This is a genomic window from Novosphingobium sp. (genome assembly GCF_041905565.1).
Classification (GTDB): Bacteria; Pseudomonadota; Alphaproteobacteria; order Sphingomonadales; family Sphingomonadaceae; genus Novosphingobium.
The window spans coordinates 43,852-59,905 of sequence record NZ_JAYRKX010000019.1 but is presented as its reverse complement, the minus strand read 5'-3'; the positions used below and the strand labels follow the sequence as shown (position 1 = coordinate 59,905).

General features: G+C 61.7%; 12 protein-coding genes and 1 tRNA gene. 6 read left to right on the top strand and 7 right to left on the bottom strand.

Annotated features, from left to right (window positions below):
• Positions 1-308: 308 nt before the first annotated feature.
• Genes ACE3N9_RS14210 through ACE3N9_RS14195 form a run of 4 tightly spaced genes read left to right on the top strand, consistent with a single transcriptional unit; the run spans position 309 to position 7,049 of the window.
• Complete coding sequence (locus ACE3N9_RS14210; protein ID WP_374284692.1) at positions 309-836, top strand: hypothetical protein; 528 nt, start codon at positions 309-311, stop codon at positions 834-836.
• A gap of 6 nt (positions 837-842) precedes the next feature.
• Entirely contained in the window at positions 843-2,066 is a 1,224-nt protein-coding gene (locus ACE3N9_RS14205; RefSeq protein WP_374284690.1) for an HlyD family efflux transporter periplasmic adaptor subunit, read from the top strand.
• Positions 2,067-2,070: 4 nt separating this feature from the next.
• Positions 2,071-4,218 (top strand): peptidase domain-containing ABC transporter, encoded by a 2,148-nt coding sequence (locus ACE3N9_RS14200; RefSeq protein WP_374284689.1) that lies wholly within the window; start codon positions 2,071-2,073, stop codon positions 4,216-4,218.
• Positions 4,219-4,232: 14 nt separating this feature from the next.
• On the top strand, positions 4,233-7,049 hold the full coding sequence (locus tag ACE3N9_RS14195; RefSeq protein WP_374284687.1) for a M16 family metallopeptidase: 2,817 nt from the start codon (positions 4,233-4,235) through the stop codon (positions 7,047-7,049).
• A 289-nt stretch (positions 7,050-7,338) separates the two neighbouring features.
• Here the strand turns inward: ACE3N9_RS14195 and ACE3N9_RS14190 are convergent, their stop codons facing one another.
• Positions 7,339-7,827, bottom strand: a complete 489-nt coding sequence (locus ACE3N9_RS14190) for a DUF488 family protein (protein WP_374284685.1) — start codon at positions 7,825-7,827, stop codon at positions 7,339-7,341.
• A gap of 77 nt (positions 7,828-7,904) precedes the next feature.
• On the bottom strand, positions 7,905-8,771 hold the full coding sequence (locus tag ACE3N9_RS14185; protein ID WP_374284683.1) for a hypothetical protein: 867 nt from the start codon (positions 8,769-8,771) through the stop codon (positions 7,905-7,907).
• 136 nt (positions 8,772-8,907) lie between these two features.
• Between ACE3N9_RS14185 and ACE3N9_RS14180 the strand changes: the two genes are divergently transcribed.
• Both ACE3N9_RS14180 and ACE3N9_RS14175 read left to right on the top strand, forming a co-directional pair.
• Positions 8,908-9,246, top strand: coding sequence for a helix-turn-helix domain-containing protein (locus tag ACE3N9_RS14180; RefSeq protein WP_374284682.1), 339 nt, complete (start codon positions 8,908-8,910; stop codon positions 9,244-9,246).
• A gap of 244 nt (positions 9,247-9,490) precedes the next feature.
• Complete coding sequence (locus tag ACE3N9_RS14175) at positions 9,491-9,850, top strand: DUF6404 family protein (RefSeq protein WP_374284680.1); 360 nt, start codon at positions 9,491-9,493, stop codon at positions 9,848-9,850.
• A 239-nt stretch (positions 9,851-10,089) separates the two neighbouring features.
• On the opposite strand, the gene ACE3N9_RS14170 is transcribed toward ACE3N9_RS14175, so the two are convergent.
• From ACE3N9_RS14170 to recJ, 5 genes are all read right to left on the bottom strand, one after another.
• A complete protein-coding gene (locus ACE3N9_RS14170) occupies positions 10,090-10,725 on the bottom strand; it encodes a recombinase family protein (protein WP_374284678.1) in 636 nt (211 codons plus the stop codon).
• 106 nt (positions 10,726-10,831) lie between these two features.
• Complete coding sequence (locus ACE3N9_RS14165; RefSeq protein ID WP_374284676.1) at positions 10,832-11,743, bottom strand: hypothetical protein; 912 nt, start codon at positions 11,741-11,743, stop codon at positions 10,832-10,834.
• Positions 11,744-12,081: 338 nt separating this feature from the next.
• A complete protein-coding gene (locus ACE3N9_RS14160) occupies positions 12,082-13,791 on the bottom strand; it encodes a DUF6538 domain-containing protein (RefSeq protein WP_374284674.1) in 1,710 nt (569 codons plus the stop codon).
• Between the two features lie 172 nt (positions 13,792-13,963).
• Positions 13,964-14,038, bottom strand: a tRNA-Glu gene (locus tag ACE3N9_RS14155).
• Positions 14,039-14,197: 159 nt separating this feature from the next.
• Complete coding sequence (recJ, locus tag ACE3N9_RS14150) at positions 14,198-15,988, bottom strand: single-stranded-DNA-specific exonuclease RecJ (RefSeq protein ID WP_374284672.1); 1,791 nt, start codon at positions 15,986-15,988, stop codon at positions 14,198-14,200.
• Between the last annotated feature and the right edge of the window lie 66 nt (positions 15,989-16,054).

Genomic DNA, 16,054 nt, shown 5'->3' with positions numbered 1-16,054 from the left:
AAACTCCACCATAACGATGAGCCCGGTGGCCACCAGCGACGCCGCATTCCGGGGTGGGGCATGCCCCACCCCGGAATACACCGTCACATACACCGGAAATTACACCACGAGCGCGGACGCTAGCTGCTAATTGGTGCGGGCGCGTTGGCCGTAGCTACTGGCGGTTGGTCGCTGGTCGCAGTCGGGGGTATTTCTCTAGCTTTTGGCGGCATCTGGGCCGCCCAAGGATTGAATATGCCCTGACATTCATGGCCGTAGGCAGTGGTGCTCGTCGTAAAGTTGCGGCGAGCACCCGTTAAGGATCATATATGTGTGTATTTAAAATGGACGACACTATATATTACAATTCCTTTTTCCTGAAAAATGGCGATGGATATAAGTCCGTTTTTTTTGCTATGAGCCAAAAAAAGTTTAATATATTTGATCGGCTTCTTGATATATACTGGATAGCAGGGGCTTTTTCGATTTTGATATCGATACTTATTTTCACAGATTTTTTACAATATTTTAGTTCAGGAAATACTGAATTAATAGTGGCATGCACTTTCCTAACTTCATCATTTGCATTGGTTCCGTGCGCATTATTTCTAGGGAAGCAGAATAAAGTTTCTGCCTTTCTTCCGAAGAGGAGCATAGAAGTTAAAATCTCCAAAAAAATTTGTTGGAAGTTTTTTGTGGGAACCCTCGGATATGGTGCGACCTTTATTGATATATTGTTCGTGAATGGAAGTTTTTCTAGTCCGCTATCAGCGGCTGGCTTGACCATGACTTTGGTGTTCTCCGGATATATGCTTTATCGTTTAGAAGACCTTCATAATTACGCTGAAAAGGGATGATTTTCCTTGTTTCGCAAGGAGCTACTGGCAGGCCATCATGAGGGGGCATTCGGCGATGTCGCTATAGCGGTGCCCGTCGCGTGGCAGAGCGTTAGTCTTTTGATAGCCGGTGGTGTTACGGCTGCTTTGCTGTTCTTGTCACTCGCGACCTATTCCCGTGTTGAAACTGCCACCGGAACGATCACTCCCGACACAGGGATTTCAGCTATAGTTCCGAGTCGGTTTGGCGTCATCGCCTCCTTGGCAGTGCACGACGGCCAGTTGGTTCCCGCCGGAACCGAACTCGCCGCCATCCGCGCCGAAGAAGACGGCGCAGCCCTACAATCCCCTGCTTCACTTGTTCAAGCGGCCATCGCCCAGCAGGACGCCAGTCTCGCCGCTCAGTCCAACGCATCGCTGGCCTCGGCGCAAGCCCAAGCCAGTCAACTTGCAGCGCAGCGTTCCGGTCTCATTGCAGAGATTGCCCAGCTTGAAGCACAGATCGGGACGCAGCGCGCATTGATCGCGTCCGCACAGAAGGACCTGGACCGCGCCCGCTCGGTTGCGGATCGCGGGTTTATCAGCGGGCGAGATTTACAGGTGCGCGAAGAAACCTTGCTTTCCCGGCAGCAGGGTTTGGCACAACTTGAGCAAGCCTTTGCTGCCAAACGCGCTGCACTTGCCGAGAACGAACGCTCTGCCGTCCAGATATCCGCGCAGGCCCGTGCCCAGACGGCCAGCTTAGCCGCTACCCGGGCACAAGTCGCCCAACAAGCCGCCAGTACTGCGGGATCGCGATCTTACGTGCTGCGCGCTCCGATTGCCGGGCGGGTAACGGCGCTAACGGCTCGGGTAGGCCAACCCGCCAGTCCCCAGGGCCAGTTGATGGCCATCGTCCCGACGGGCGCAAAGCTGCGCGCCGAACTCGCCGTCCCCAGCGCCGCTATTGGCTTCGTAAGACCGGGTCAGGAAGTGCGCCTCGCCATCGATGCTTTCCCTTATCAACGGTTTGGCACCGTCACCGGCACCGTCCAGACCGTCGCCAGCAGCGCTATCAATGCGCAGGGACCGAACGGGACTACGGTTGCGGTTTATCCGGTGACAGTCGCTCTCAAGCAAAGCGCAATCCGCGCCTATGGTCGAGCCGAGCCGCTGGTCTCTGGCATGAGCCTAACGGCGCGGATCGTCACCGAGAAGCAGTCACTCCTGCAATGGCTGTTCGAGCCGTTATTCGCAGTGCGGAACCGCTAGCGCAATGCTCGACCTTGGTTTCCTAACCCGTTCGCGGGTCCGGCTCGTGCGCCAGACCGAGATTGCCGAGTGCGGCCTTGCCTCGCTGACCATGGTCGCTAATTTCCATGGCCTCGATATCGATCTTGGTACGATGCGCCGCCGCTTCGCGCCAAGCCTGCGGGGGGCAGCGCTCAAAACGCTGATCGGCCTGGCCGACCGGATCGGCCTGACGCCGCGTGCGGTCAAACTGCCGCTCGAAAGCCTACCGGGCCTCCATCTGCCCGCCGTGCTGCACTGGGACATGAACCACTACGTGGTACTCGAACGCGTCAAGGGCGATAAGGCCCTGATCCATAACCCCGATGGCCGCTCGACATGGATGCCGATGGCCGAGGTCTCGGATCATTTTACCGGCGTCGCACTGGAATTGCGGCCCAGCAACGATTTCCAGACCGGTCAGCAACGCGAGCACCTGCGATTGTCGCAGTTGTGGCAGCGGATGACCGGTATCAAGCGCGCCCTGTTGCAGGTGCTGGTGCTGACGCTGGTGCTGCAAGCCTTCGTGCTGGCTTCGCCCTACTACATGCAGCTTGCCATCGATCAGGCGCTGCCCGCGCTCGATCATGACCTGTTGACCGTGTTGGCGCTGGGGTTCGGGCTGTTTACTGTGATCAATGCAGGTGCGACCCTGCTGCGCTCGTTCGTGCTGCTCGTGGCCGGGACCAGCATCAGCTACGGCCTCGCCGCGAATATCGCCCGGCGCTTGTTCCGCCTGCCCATCGACTGGTTTGAAAAGCGGCACACCGGCGATATTCTCTCGCGGTTCCAGTCCATCGGTCCGATCCAGAACCTGCTGACCCAAGGCGCGGTCGGCGCGCTGGTCGATGGCGCACTCGCCATCCTGACGCTGGCGCTGATGCTCTGGTATAGCCCGCAATTGGCGCTGGTCGCGATCATCGCCTTCGCACTCTACGCCGTGGTCCGACTGGTCTCGTTCAGCTTCGAGCGCGAGGCGCAGGAAGCCTCGATCATCACCCACGGCAAGGAGCAGACCACCCTTATCGAGACCCTGCGGGGCATGACCACGCTGCGCCTGTTCGGACGCGAGACCCTGCGTCATGCCCTGTGGCAGACCAAGCTCACCGATGCCGTCAATGCCGACGTGCGCTTTGCGCGTATCCATATCTGGCAGAGCGCCGCCAACACCCTGATCTTCGGCCTCGAAAACATCGTCACCGTGTGGCTGGCGATCGGCTACGTGATCAATGGCGCAGGGTTCAGCGTTGGCATGGTCTTCGCTTACCTCTCTTACAAGACGCAGTTCATGCAGAAGGCGGCAGCGCTGATCGATCAGGGCATCGCCTTCAAGATGCTGGGGCTTCACCTTGAGCGCCTCTCGGATATCGCGCTGTCCGACGAGGACAAGAGTTTCGGCGACAACGCCGATTTCGCGACCGAACTCAAGGGCCGGATCGAACTCAGGGACGTATTCTACCGTTACTCCCCGAGCGATCCACTGGTGCTGGACGGGGCTAATCTGACAATCGAGCCGGGCGAGCATGTCGCCATCACCGGCCCATCGGGCGGCGGCAAGTCCACGCTGGTCAAGCTGCTGCTAGGACTGGTCGAACCGGAAGCCGGTGACGTGCTGATCGACGGTCTGCCGCTTGCCCGGTTCGGCTACAAGAGCTTCCACAGCCAGATCGCGGCGGTGCTGCAAGAGGACAGCCTGTTCGCCGGTAGCCTCGCCGACAATATCGCCCTGTTCGACGATGACCTCGATATGGAGCGGGTGGTCGCCGCTGCCGTTGCCGCCGCGATCCACGCCGATATCGCGGGCATGCCGATGCAGTACGAGACACTGGTCGGCGACATGGGATCGACCCTGTCCGGCGGGCAGAAGCAGCGGGTGCTGCTGGCCCGGGCGCTTTACCGCCAGCCCAAGGTACTGGTGTTGGATGAAGGCACCGCACACCTCGACGTTCAACATGAGCAGGCGGTCAATGCTGCCATTGCCGCAATGGGGATCACCCGCATCATCATTGCCCACCGGCAGGAAACCATTGCCCAAGCGAGCCGCGTGCTTGTGATGGCGGGCGGCAAACTCCACGATTTGAAAGCATTGATCGAACAACAGCAACTGGCGCTCAGCCAGGAGCAACCGGCATAGAAGGGAAGCACACGATGAAACTCCGCATCAAAGTCAGCCTGATCACACTTGCCCTGCTGGCCGTTCCGGCGCTTGCCGATGACGTGCCGCTCAAGCAGGAGGGGCGCTGGGCACAGGACTACACCGCCCGCAAGGCCGATCCGGCGGTGGTGTTCGGGACGCTCCCTAATGGCCTGCGCTATGCGATCATGCGCAACACAACGCCCAGCGATGGTATTGCGATGCGGCTCAGGATCGGCTCGGGTTCGATCGCGGAGAGCGACGACCAGCAGGGCCTTGCCCACTTCCTTGAGCACATGGCGTTCCGAGGGAGCAAGAACCTGGCGGATGGCGAAGTCGTTCACATGCTCGAACGGCAGGGCCTGAGGTTCGGTCCCGACACCAACGCGTTCACCGCGCAGGACCAGACGGTCTATATGTTCAACTTCCCCAAGGCCGACCAGACCGCGCTCGATACTGGCTTCTCGCTGTTCCGCGAGATCGGCGAGCGCCTGACACTGGCCCCGGCAGCGGTTGACGCCGAAAAGGGCGTCGTGCTCTCCGAAGAACGCGTGCGTGACGTGCCGCCCTACCGGATGGCCAAAGCCAACCTGGGTACGGCACTGGCCGGAACGCGGGCGGTGCAACGTTGGCCGATTGGCACAGTCGAGACAATCAAGGCCGCCACGCCAGACCGGTTGCGTGCCTACTATGCCGCCAACTATCGGCCCGACAACGCCACGCTGATCGTGGTCGGCAACATCGATCCCGCCAAGGTCGAGGCCCAGATCAAGGCACAATTCTCCGATTGGAAGCCTGCCGGGAAGGCGGTGCAGGTGGATTTCGGCAGCCCTACGCCGAATGCCAAGGCCAGCGAGTTTGCTGCGCCCGGTGCGCCCGATGTGCTGACGCTCAGCTGGGTCCGCCCGGTGGATCACCGCGCTGAGACCGAAGCCGTAGACCGGGAGCAGATCATCCAGCTGGTCGGCATGACCGTGCTTAACAACCGCATTGCCGAACGCGCCGCCAAGCCCGGCAGTCCGTTCGTCGGCGGACAGGCCCTTGCCATACCCGATCTGATGAACTCAGCCTCGATCACGCAGATCGGCATAGCGGCAGCGCCGGACAAGTGGAGCGTGGCGCTCACCGCCATCGCCGAGGAACAGCGTCAGGTGCTCGCCGGGCCGATAAGTCCGGAAGAATTGCAGCGCGCTGCAACGCAGGTCCTGACGATGTACGAGGCTGCCGCTCAGGGAGCAGCGACACGCAAGAGCGAGGACCTTGCGAACGGCTTGCTCAACACGGTGGATCAGGATCAACTATTCACCAGTCCCGACCAAAACCTTGCGCTCGTCAAGGCCGTGCTGGGGTCCTTGACGATGGACGACGTGAGCCAAGGGCTCCGATCTGCCTTTACGGGTCAGGGCCCCATCCTGTTTCGTTCGACCCAGACGAGCGCGGTCGGAACCGCCGTCCTCGAAGCCCGGCTGACCGAGAGCTACGCCAAGCCGCTCGCCCAGCGCGCAGCGGAAGTTGCGGTCATCTGGCCCTATTCCGATTTCGGAGCGCCGGGCAAAGTGATCTCGCAGGTCGCCGACAAGGACTTTGGCGCGACGGTCGTCACCTTTGCCAATGGCAGCCGCCTGAGGGTCAAGCCGACGCCGTTCGAAAAGGACAAGATCTATATCGACGTTGCCCTCGGCAATGGCCGGGCCGGGGCCGCGCCCGAACTGGTCCACGCCCTGTGGGCCGCTGAACTGATGCCGCTCGGCGGGACCGGCAAGCTGACGCTGACCGATATCCAGCGCTGGGCACAAGGCGGCGGCAAGGTGGTCAACGCGCAGGTGCAAGCCGGGAGCCGGTCATTCAACCTTGTCGCTACCACGCGCCCCAACGACTTCGTGAGTCAGATGCAGCTGCTCGCAGGCTATGCCCGTGATCCGGGGTTCCGCCCCGAGCTTGGCGACAAGCTCACCGCCATCGGTCCGATGGTGTCGGGACAGGTCGATGCCAATGCTGGCGCGGTGTTCGAGCGCGAGGCCCAGCGGCTGTTCGGCGGCGGCGATACCCGGTTCGACGATGTGCCCACCGCGGCGGATATCGTAGCAACTACCCCGCAGGACCTTCCCAAGCTCATGCGGGCGGAACTCGCTGGGCCTGCCGATGTGACCATCGTTGGCGATATCGACGTGCCCACCGCCATCGCGGCGATGCAGATGACCTTTGCCACCGGTCCCGCGCTTTCCCGGCCAGCATCGCCCGCGATCAAGCTCGCCATGCCCACTGGCAGAGCCGAGCCATACATTGCCACCCACGGCGGGCGCGCAGATCAGGCGATTTATGGCGCAATCTGGGCGCTGCCTGACTATTATGCCAACCCAAAGCAGAGCTACGTCGCCGATGTGACCGCCGCAATCATCGAAGCGCGGATGGTGGAGACGGTGCGCGAGAAGCTCGGGATCACCTATTCGCCGCGAGCCTCGTCAGTCTCCTCAATCCAGCTTCCGGGCATGGGCTATTTCAGGGTCTCGCTCGAAACCCCGCCCGCCAACTTCACAGCGTTCGCCAGTCTGCTTGACGCGCAGCTTGCGGAACTGGCGAAGAAGCCAGTCAGTGCCGACGAACTCAAGCGGGCCGCGCAGCCTTTGCTCGAAGCACAGGCCAAGAGCCGCGAGAACAATCAGTGGTGGATTGCCAACTTGCCCACGCTTTGGCGCGAACCGCGCTCCCGCGCTGCGTTAATGAGCGAGGCTCAGGGCATCCGAAGCGTTACCGCAAGCGACGTACAGCAGTTCGCGGCAACCGTGCTGGCGGGCCATAAGCCAACGGTGGTCATCGCCAAGCCGAAATGAGCAATGCCATGCGGGGGGCTGGGCGATTTCTGGCCAGCCTCCCGTCCCGATGGGTAAGTGAGGTAGGAGTGGCCCCGGGTTCGCGCTGGGAGGGGCTTGGATCGGCAAATAGACGGTGTAATCGAAGGGATTGGAGCGGTTGGATCAAGCCCCGGAAATGGCTTCACGGCGGGGGTCGTTTTCCAACATGATTTGTAACTTGCGGCCCCGATTTCACGAGTTGGCTCAGCAACTTAACCATATGAGTTTTTTCGACTAAAAGTTTTCGGATTTCGACCGGATTTTGCCCTCAGAACAGGCTGGGCTGGCGTTCCAGCAAGTCCCGGATCAGGGGATCAATCCGCCCCGCCGGAACCCGCTGGAGGGTGTCGGTCACGTCCTCGTCCGAGCCGTCCCGGCAGATGCTCCGGGTGACAATACCGAACCGGGCGAGCAGGCTGGCGGCAATGTCGCTGGTCCTGTGGCAGTCCTCGGGTCGGCCCTCTGCGCACATGACTGCGACCCGTTCTCGGCAGGCTGCATCCAGTATCCGCTCCAATGCGGCGAGATAGTCGGGATGGTCGAGCGTGATTTCGGCCCGCCCACCGAGGTCCTTCCCCTCTTGCCGATAAAGGATGCCTGCCCGCTCCGACCACTGGGTGATCTGCTTGGCGTTGAACGGGACGTTCCGGCTCCATGGGCTGGATCGCACATCGATTATCTGGGTTATGCCCCGCCGTTCCAGTTCATAAAGGAATTGCGGCAGGGTTCTGTCGCTGTAGCCAATCGAGAAAAGCATTTCGTCCTCCAGAGGGTTATTCCCAATGGAGGACTTTCACTTGTTTGAGCTGGAAGCATCCGAAATCCGCAGAAATCTCAGCGTTTTTCGAGTTTCAGCCCATCAGCCAGCCCCGCCTCGGTCAGCTTGGCCACGCATTGCAGGGTGGCGAGGTCCGCCGCCTGAATTTGCGCCTGCGCCTCGGCTAGCTTCGATGGACGGCGGTCGCCGTCGATCACCTTTCCGGCAATGTCGAGGTAGGTCATGCGGGCGAGCATAGCTTCGGCGCATCCAGCCAGCCCCTCGGTTGCCAGCTTTGACGCCTTTTCAGAGAAGACAGCAGGGGCAGTGATCTGCCGAACGGCGTTGTAAGTCTGGTAACAGACTTGCTGGCCCTGACTGGCCATCTGGTAGCTCTGCACCATCGTGCCGGGACGGGCGAGCAGCTTGGCGAGGTAGCGCTGTGATTTCTCGCACGGCTCCATCTGGGCCGTGACCTGCCCCCACATGACACTAAACGCCTGCTGCCGCTCCCCGCGTTTGATCAAGGCCGCTGCTTGGTCTTGCTTGGCCCTTTGTGCCACCTCGGCCCGGACTTGCTCCTTTTCCGCCCGCTCCTTGGCCTTCTGCTGCGCCGCGAGCTTGGCGGCGATTTCGGGATGCGCCTTCTCCCATGCCGAGTAGGCGATGGCGGAAAACACCAAGCCGCCCCACAATGCCGCGCCCGCCATCAGGAGCGGTACATACCATGGCTGGAACTGCCTAGCCCGCTTGCCAAGCCAAGATGCTGTCACTGGCAGCACGAGCACCCCGGCGATAGCGAGGCAGACTCCGAACGGTTTGATATAGATGGGAGCCGGAGTGAGCAGCATCCCCAGCCCAATGACCACCGCCACACTCCCCGCAGCATAACGGACGAAGCTCAAATAGGCCCGCCCGAAGGATTTCACTGTCGATCCCTGCATTCTGCATCCTTCCCCGAATTAGGTTCCGGATTTCCGAATGCCTTATTTGCACTTGATTGCAACCTGAATACGCTTTTCCGATATCCGCCTTATACGTCACTCCACCTCGACGGTGGTCGCGGTCAAGTCATGGGCCATGACCGATGACACGATGCATGACCTGCGAAAGCGCTTTGGCCGTCTGGTCTCAGCCCACCGCCGCCAACAACAGATGACGCAGGATCAGCTTGCGGAATGTGCTGACCTCAGCGTCGATATGATTTCGCGGATCGAGGCGGGGAAGAGCGGGGCGAGCTTCGCCACCATCGACAAGCTGGCCACGGCGCTCAAGGTCGATCCCGCCGAGTTCTTTTCGGCCAAGTCCGCGCTGACCCGCCCAAGGATCACGAAGATCGTCACGCGGCTGGCGAGATTAACCGATGATGATCTCAAATGGCTGGATGGTGTGCTGGAAGCAGTCCTCAAGCACCGCTAGGCAGCAGTTGCCCCCAAGCGGTCCAGAACGCGCCGGACCGTCATTGGATACCATGGACCACCCCAAGCGGTCTGATGGCCCTGAGCCGTCAGGAAATCGGCAATTTCCAGCAAGGACGAGCATCCTGCCGCCCGGGCCTGCGAGAGATCGGGGCGTAAGCCCTCTGCATGAGCCTGTGCCTTTCGCGGCAGGCTCTTTGCTCTGCACTCACCATTGAATATACAACTGTGCAGGAGGGTGAGTCATGCCTGAAGAAAGATACCAGGACCGATACGCAGCGGCAGTCGCAGAAATGCGCCGTGCAGGCATTTGGGCATGGAATGGCGAGCCGCCTTATGTACGAGCGGCTCGTTTGTTTGGCTGGCAACCGCGACCACCCTATTACCAGTCGTTCACGCAGGTGCTGTTTTCATATTGGGCGTATTTCAGCTTCGTCTGGGGCGTGATCATGTACCTGATCCAATGGCGACATACCGGACAGCCCTTGATTGCTGATTGCATAGCAGCCCTGTTCGCGGGCTTGTTCTTCGGACTCGGAATGGCGACATGGTATCGCAGGGTTCGAAAAAGGGCCCAGCTAACGCAGTGGGAGGACTTAGTCTGATGGGGCCGGAACTCACGGCGATGCAACGCCCACTTAATCCTTGGGATATGCTTATCGGCCTTTGCTATGGGGTGCAATTCACGCGCCTCGCTTTGTACTTTTCCGGGACATTCACTGATAGCCAGTTCGGCATGTGGGCGTCGATAATCTTCCTTGTCGGCTTGGTTGTGCAGATGACCAGACAGTGGCAATCGAAGCGACTGACTTCCGGCCCAACTGATGCCCATCGCTCTGACGTTTCACAATCCTAGCCTCTTCAACAGCAGGCTGACATTGCTGGCGTGCCACCTGCCGCCGTTCGGGGTGGGTGTGCCTGCGGCAGACAAGTGGGCAGCGTATTCGCGCAAGCTGACGCATCCGGCATCGCGGGCCGCAATGAACGCAGGGCGGACGGTTTCGGCAAAGCGGTCGGCCTCTTCCCGCTTCCTGGCCCCCAGCACAGCGCCGTAGGTACCCAGCTTGACCCCACGGGCCTTGGCCGCTGCCAGTGCTGCCTTGGTTCGTTCGCTGATCTGCTCCCTTTCCCACTCCGCCACGGCGGACAGCACATGGATCATCAGCCGGTTGGCAAACGGGGCATCGACCGCGACGAACTCGGTGCCGGTTTCCATCAATGCCGAAACAAACGCGACGTTGCGGGCGAGCCGGTCGAGCTTGGCGATCAACAGGGTCGCCCTGGCCCTGCGGCAGTGCGCGAGCGCAGCGTTTAGCTGGGGCCGGTCCTTGAGCTTGCCAGTCTCGGCCTCGACGTAGATTTCGATGATCTCCCGGCCCTGTCTTGCCGCGTATTGTTCGATGGCGATGCGCTGGGCCTCAAGGCCAAGTCCGGATTGTGCTTGTCGGTCGGTTGAAACGCGAATGTAGCCGATAAACAATCCGGTGTTTCCAAAGTAGGGTGGTATGATCTGTACACCGTGCCGCCTGAGGGGGCAGCGGTACAGCCCAAATCGGCAGAAATCCGCCTTACCGGCCCTATCGCGCTTATTTCCCCGGCTGGACCAGCGCGAGCAGCCCGCAGGACTGCAAAGCCACCTCCCATGCCGCCCAGGTGGTCTTGGGGGCGACCAAGTCCGGCACCGGCACCTTGAGCGCCTTCTCGAAGGTCTTGGCCACCTTGGGCGAGAGATCAAGCGCGTCGGCGGCGACAGGCAAAAGCTCAGTGCGGACCATGGCGTAGAACCGGCGCCATGCCCTCGGCATGACATTGGTCTGGCTGGGGCCGTATCCTGCCCGCACGTCCGCCAGTTGGTCCTTGAGGTCCGCCAAGCCATCAAGCCGGAGCTTCTTGAAGTTCCCCCGAACCAGTTCGATCCGCGTTACCGGGGCATCGCCATACGGCGGGTTCTTGCCGTACTTCTCCCGCTCGCGCACCCGGTCGTAGATTTTCAGGAGCGGCTTGCCAGCAGGATGCGACAGCGCCTTGGGCTTCAGCACCCCCCATTGATCAACCTTTGGCTTGTACGGGGGCGGCTTGCGGTTGATGTACACGGTTTCGAGCAAACCATCGGTGCCGAGGTACTGGACCCGCTGGCCCTGATCCTTGTGCCGGGCGATGACCTCGCCCACCCATAGGCCGACAACATCGACGGCAATGTCCAATCCTGTCACCCGCGCAGCCTTGGCAACCCGGGCCAAGTCGAACCACGGCGACATGAGGCTGACCAGTTGCTTGAAGCCCTGTTCGCCAAGTTTGCGCGGGTTCATCTCCAAGCGCAGCGATAACCCAACGTTCTGGAGCTTGAGACGGGAGAAGTGCACCACCGACTCCCGCTTGCCAAAGGTCAGGCGGCTAGCTCGCCAGTCTTCAAGTTTAGTGGAGCCGTGAACGTATTTGGACTGACCCACCACCTCAACCGGAAACGGCGGGTTGAGCATGTGGGCAACGAACCCCAACAGGAACTCCGGCCCCGATAGAGAGTGCTCTATGGATTGAGCATATACATACGGGCTTATGGGGATGACGAATGACAGCCTGTCAGGCTGGGGTGCTGATATCCATATCTGTCGTCCATCGGATAGCTTCTGTGCCGTGAACAACGGTGATGCTGGTGTCGGTATCGGTGCCGGTGGGCTTATTAGAGTCTTTTCCGCTTTTTCATGGAAAGTGACCGGCACTTGCAATTGCCCCTTTGCAATTGAACCACCCAGCGCGGGATGGAAGCGGGGCAACTGTCCAGCGGCTTGGACCATAGCCCGTATAGCCGCTGGACAGGGGCGAGTCCACAACCGGGTTAGCGGGGCAGAACCTCGGTCAGCCGAACCGGCAGTTTCATTTTTGCAACGGCCTCGGCCAGCACCGGCAGCGAGACGCCTTTGCCGTACTTGCCCCCCATCGTGTTGTCGGCGTGGCCAATGATGCGGTCGATGACATAAGGTTGGCATCCGGCGTCGCGCAGGGCGTCTTCGGCGGTGTGCCGGAAACTGTGAAATACAAGCTGGGGGTCAGAGAGGCCGACCTGATCCATCAATCGACCGAAAATCTTGCTGTACTCGGTCGATGCCTGCCCATCGACGCCAAACCGGATTTCCTTGAACAGCCGCACGTTCGGCTTGTCCTGCTTCGCCCGCTTGGCGACGAAATCGAGGAAGCCAAGTTCGATCAGATCGGGATGCAACGGTACTTGGCGATGACCCGCGCCCGATTTCACGGATTTCGCCTCGACGCCTATCAGCGTTTTCTCGTTGATGTCGATGTACCGCACACCGTCCTCGACCTTGATATCTTCAATCGCCAACTGGACCAGTTCACCCATCCTTGCGCCGGTCAGGTAGCCGAGGACCGGCAACCAGTATTTCGCGTCCCGGTAGATTTTGTCGCCGGGGGCATAGCGCCGATGCGGCGATTTGCAGCCGGTGAACAGCGGGCAAGAGAAAAGCTGTTCAAGATCGTGCTTGGTGAACGGACGGCGGACACGGACGAATGCCTTCTCCTTTTTGACGACCACCTTTATCGCGAGCGCAGGATTTGCTTCAAGCAGGCCCTCGGTCGAGACGGCCCATTTGAAGAAGGTCTTGATCGGCTGGAAAATCAATTCCGCCGTCTTGGGCTGAATGCGGGCATTGGCGTTGGCGGTCTGTTTGGCCGCAAAGCTCTGGCTTGGCTCAAAGCCATGATTGGCGCGAAGCGTCAGCATGGCATCCCGGTAGCGGCGGATATCATCCGATTTGATGCTTTCAATCGGCCTTTCCGCACCGAGGAACTCGACAAGGTAGCCAAGCTGCCAAGTCCGTGCCTTGAAGGTCTTGAGCTTCCAAACGCCCCGATAGGCGGACAGATAATTCTGCACCGCATCGCCAAGCGACGGTCCCTTGAACGCTGCCAAGCCAGCAGAACCGGCGGTCACCATCGTTGCGCTGGTCTGGAACAGGCTTTCCAACGGGGTAAAGGGCGCAAGCCGGTCTTCGAGGCGCAACTGGAATAGCCGCTGCTGCTCGATCAGCGCCCGCGCCACGCCATTGGCGATGTCCTTGATGCGGGCGTCGGTTAGCTCGTGTAGCCCAAATCCGTTGCGGGTGAGCAAATCCCGGACCCGGCGCTGAACTTCACCGTCAAAGGTAGAAGCCGCAATCTGCTCCCCCAGTTCGACGATCCGGTCATTCGACAGGCACGCTTGTTCGAGCAATTCCAGTTCCGGTTGGTCGGTCTTCGGCACATAAGCGCCAAGCGCATCCTGTTCGGCGATCACTTGGGCGAAGCAGCCCTGCACGAGTTTGCGGGCGTCGTCCGTCGTCATTTCAGTAACTTTGATCATTTCAAAAGCCTCCATCACCAGTGCCGTGAGAAGGGCAGACCTCGGGCGGGCGATCCTGAGCAATGCAGTCCGCAGGGACTTCACGATCTCCGTCTGGCCAACCACCGGTCGCAATGCGTCCGGAACCCGCAGTCGCAGGTAATAGACCCCATCACGGCGTTGAAGGTGTGGGGCGCGTACTCCGCTCATTGCGGCGTACCCCGGTTACGGCTCCACCAGATTTGAGCCGACCCCGCCGATACTATGCCCTCGGCGGCAGGGGTGAGTCGTCCATTACGTACTAGTAGTATGTACCAGAAACGCAGTGGAGAGGCGCGCTTTAACACAAAGCCGAGGGAAGTCCTAGACTTCCTGCACCTGTTGGTGACCCCTACGGGAATCGAACCCGTGTTTCAGCCGTGAAAGGGCCGCGTCCTGACCGCTAGACGAAGGGGCCACACCAGCTGCGCGGTGGGCAGGGGTGCGCCATTAAGGGAGGCTTCCATGGGGGTCAACCCCCCAAGCAAACTTTGTTTGAAACGAAGTCATGACCGAAGGGGCAGGCCGGTGTTGCAAGCTGATCGCGCAAGGCGATCAGCGCACCGGGCAAAACCGTTCAATCAATCCACGCGGCGTCGTCGACATGCAGTTCGGCCTGGGGGCGGCTGGCCCAGTCGTCGATCTTCGCGCGGCCGGCCAGCCACAGCTTGCGCCCTTGCGAACCGTGCAGCAGCGCCTGGCCCAGGTCCGTGCTGGCGGCGCGGAAAGCGATGGCCTTGAAGCTGGCGCCATCCTCGCCCCGGGCGATCAGGCGGACGTGGTCGGTGCCGACCAGGTCGGCCTTGACCAGCCGCACCGGCCCGACCGCCACGCGCGGCCCGGGCCAGCCCATGCCATAGGGGCCGGCGCTTTCCAGCGCTTCGACCAGCGGCGGGGTCAGCCCGCCGGGGGCCACGGCCAGATCGAGCAGCATGGCCTGGCTGGCCATGGCGGCGGTCACATCGGCGCCCAGCCGTTCGTCCAGCCAGTCACCCAGCGCGGAGAGTTTGTCCGGCGCCACGGTCAGCCCGGCGGCCATCGCGTGACCGCCGCCCGCGACCAGCAGCCCCGCTTCGCGCGCGGCGATAATCGCGGCGCCGAGGTCCACTCCGCTGATCGAGCGGCCCGAACCCTTGCCGTTGCCGTGTTCGTCCGCGTCGAGCGCGATGACCAGGGTGGGCTTGCCGGTCTTTTCCTTGATCCGCCCGGCGACGATGCCGATCACCCCGGGGTGCCAGCCCGCGCCTGCCAGGGTCAGCACGGCGCGGTTGTGCTGGGCATCGACCTGGGCTTCGGCGGCTTCCTGCACCATCGCCTCGATCGCGCGGCGTTCCTCGTTAAGCTGGGACAGCTGCGCGGCGATCTCGCGCGCCTCGTCCGGGTCCTCGGTGGTCAGCAGACGCACCCCCAGGGTCGATTCGCCGACGCGGCCCCCGGCGTTGATCCGCGGACCCAGCGCAAAGCCCAGGTCGCTGCACGCCGGGGCGCGGGTCAGCCGGCTGGCGTCGATCAGCGCGGCCATGCCCACGTTGTCGCGCCGGGCCATCACTTTCAGTCCCTGCGCCACCAGCGCGCGGTTGAGGCCGTGCAGCTGGGCGACGTCCGCGACCGTGCCCAGCGCCACCAGGTCAAGCAGGGCGAACAGGTCCGGTTCGGCCCGGCCGGCGAAAAATCCGCGCTGGCGCAGCGCGCGCACGGTCGCCACCGCCAGCAGGAAGGCGACGCCAACCGCGGCAAGGTGCCCGTGCGCGGCGGCAAGGTCGCCTTCATCCAGCCGGTTGGGATTGACCAGCGCCAGGGCGCGCGGCAGCTCGGGCGAACACTTGTGGTGATCGACCACCACCACATCGACCCCGGCGGTGCGCGCCATGTCCAGCGCCTGGTGCGCCATGGCCCCGCAATCGACCGTGACGATCAGGCTGGAGCCTTGCTCGGCCAGCCGCACCAGCGCTTCGCCCGAGGGGCCATAGCCTTCGAGCAGGCGGTCGGGGATGTAATAGCGCGCCTCGTGCCCCAGCGCGCGCAGCAGGCGGATCAGCAGCGCCGCGCTGGTCGCCCCGTCGACGTCATAGTCGCCATAGATGGTGACCTGCTCCTGCGTCAGCACGGCCTGGGCCAGCCGTTCGGCGGCCAGGTCCATGTCGCGGAATTCGGACGGATCGGGCAGGAATGCGCGCAGCGACGGGTTGCGGTGGCGTTCGATGTCGTCGCGGGGCACGCCGCGCGCCAGCAAGAGCTGGGTGACCAGGTCATGTTCGAGCGAGGCCGCGCCCGCGCCGCCCAGTTCCATGTTGCCGCCGCGCCAGCGCCAGGTCTTGCCGGAAAGCGAACGGGCGACGCCCAGGATCGATGCGGAGGAGGATGCCATGCCGCCGGGCTAGCCGATTGCGCCCCGCCAGGAAAGATTTGCGCAAATTGATGTCGACAATTGACA

Coding starts and splice junctions, on each gene's coding strand:
- ACE3N9_RS14190 (WP_374284685.1), bottom strand. CDS start 7,827: ATGCTTTTCTCGATTGGCTACAGCGACAGAACCCTGCCGCAATTCCTT.
- ACE3N9_RS14210 (WP_374284692.1), top strand. CDS start 309: ATGTGTGTATTTAAAATGGACGACACTATATATTACAATTCCTTTTTC.
- recJ (WP_374284672.1), bottom strand. CDS start 15,988: ATGGCATCCTCCTCCGCATCGATCCTGGGCGTCGCCCGTTCGCTTTCC.
- ACE3N9_RS14200 (WP_374284689.1), top strand. CDS start 2,071: ATGCTCGACCTTGGTTTCCTAACCCGTTCGCGGGTCCGGCTCGTGCGC.
- ACE3N9_RS14195 (WP_374284687.1), top strand. CDS start 4,233: ATGAAACTCCGCATCAAAGTCAGCCTGATCACACTTGCCCTGCTGGCC.
- ACE3N9_RS14175 (WP_374284680.1), top strand. CDS start 9,491: ATGCCTGAAGAAAGATACCAGGACCGATACGCAGCGGCAGTCGCAGAA.
- ACE3N9_RS14180 (WP_374284682.1), top strand. CDS start 8,908: ATGACCGATGACACGATGCATGACCTGCGAAAGCGCTTTGGCCGTCTG.
- ACE3N9_RS14160 (WP_374284674.1), bottom strand. CDS start 13,791: ATGAGCGGAGTACGCGCCCCACACCTTCAACGCCGTGATGGGGTCTAT.
- ACE3N9_RS14185 (WP_374284683.1), bottom strand. CDS start 8,771: ATGCAGGGATCGACAGTGAAATCCTTCGGGCGGGCCTATTTGAGCTTC.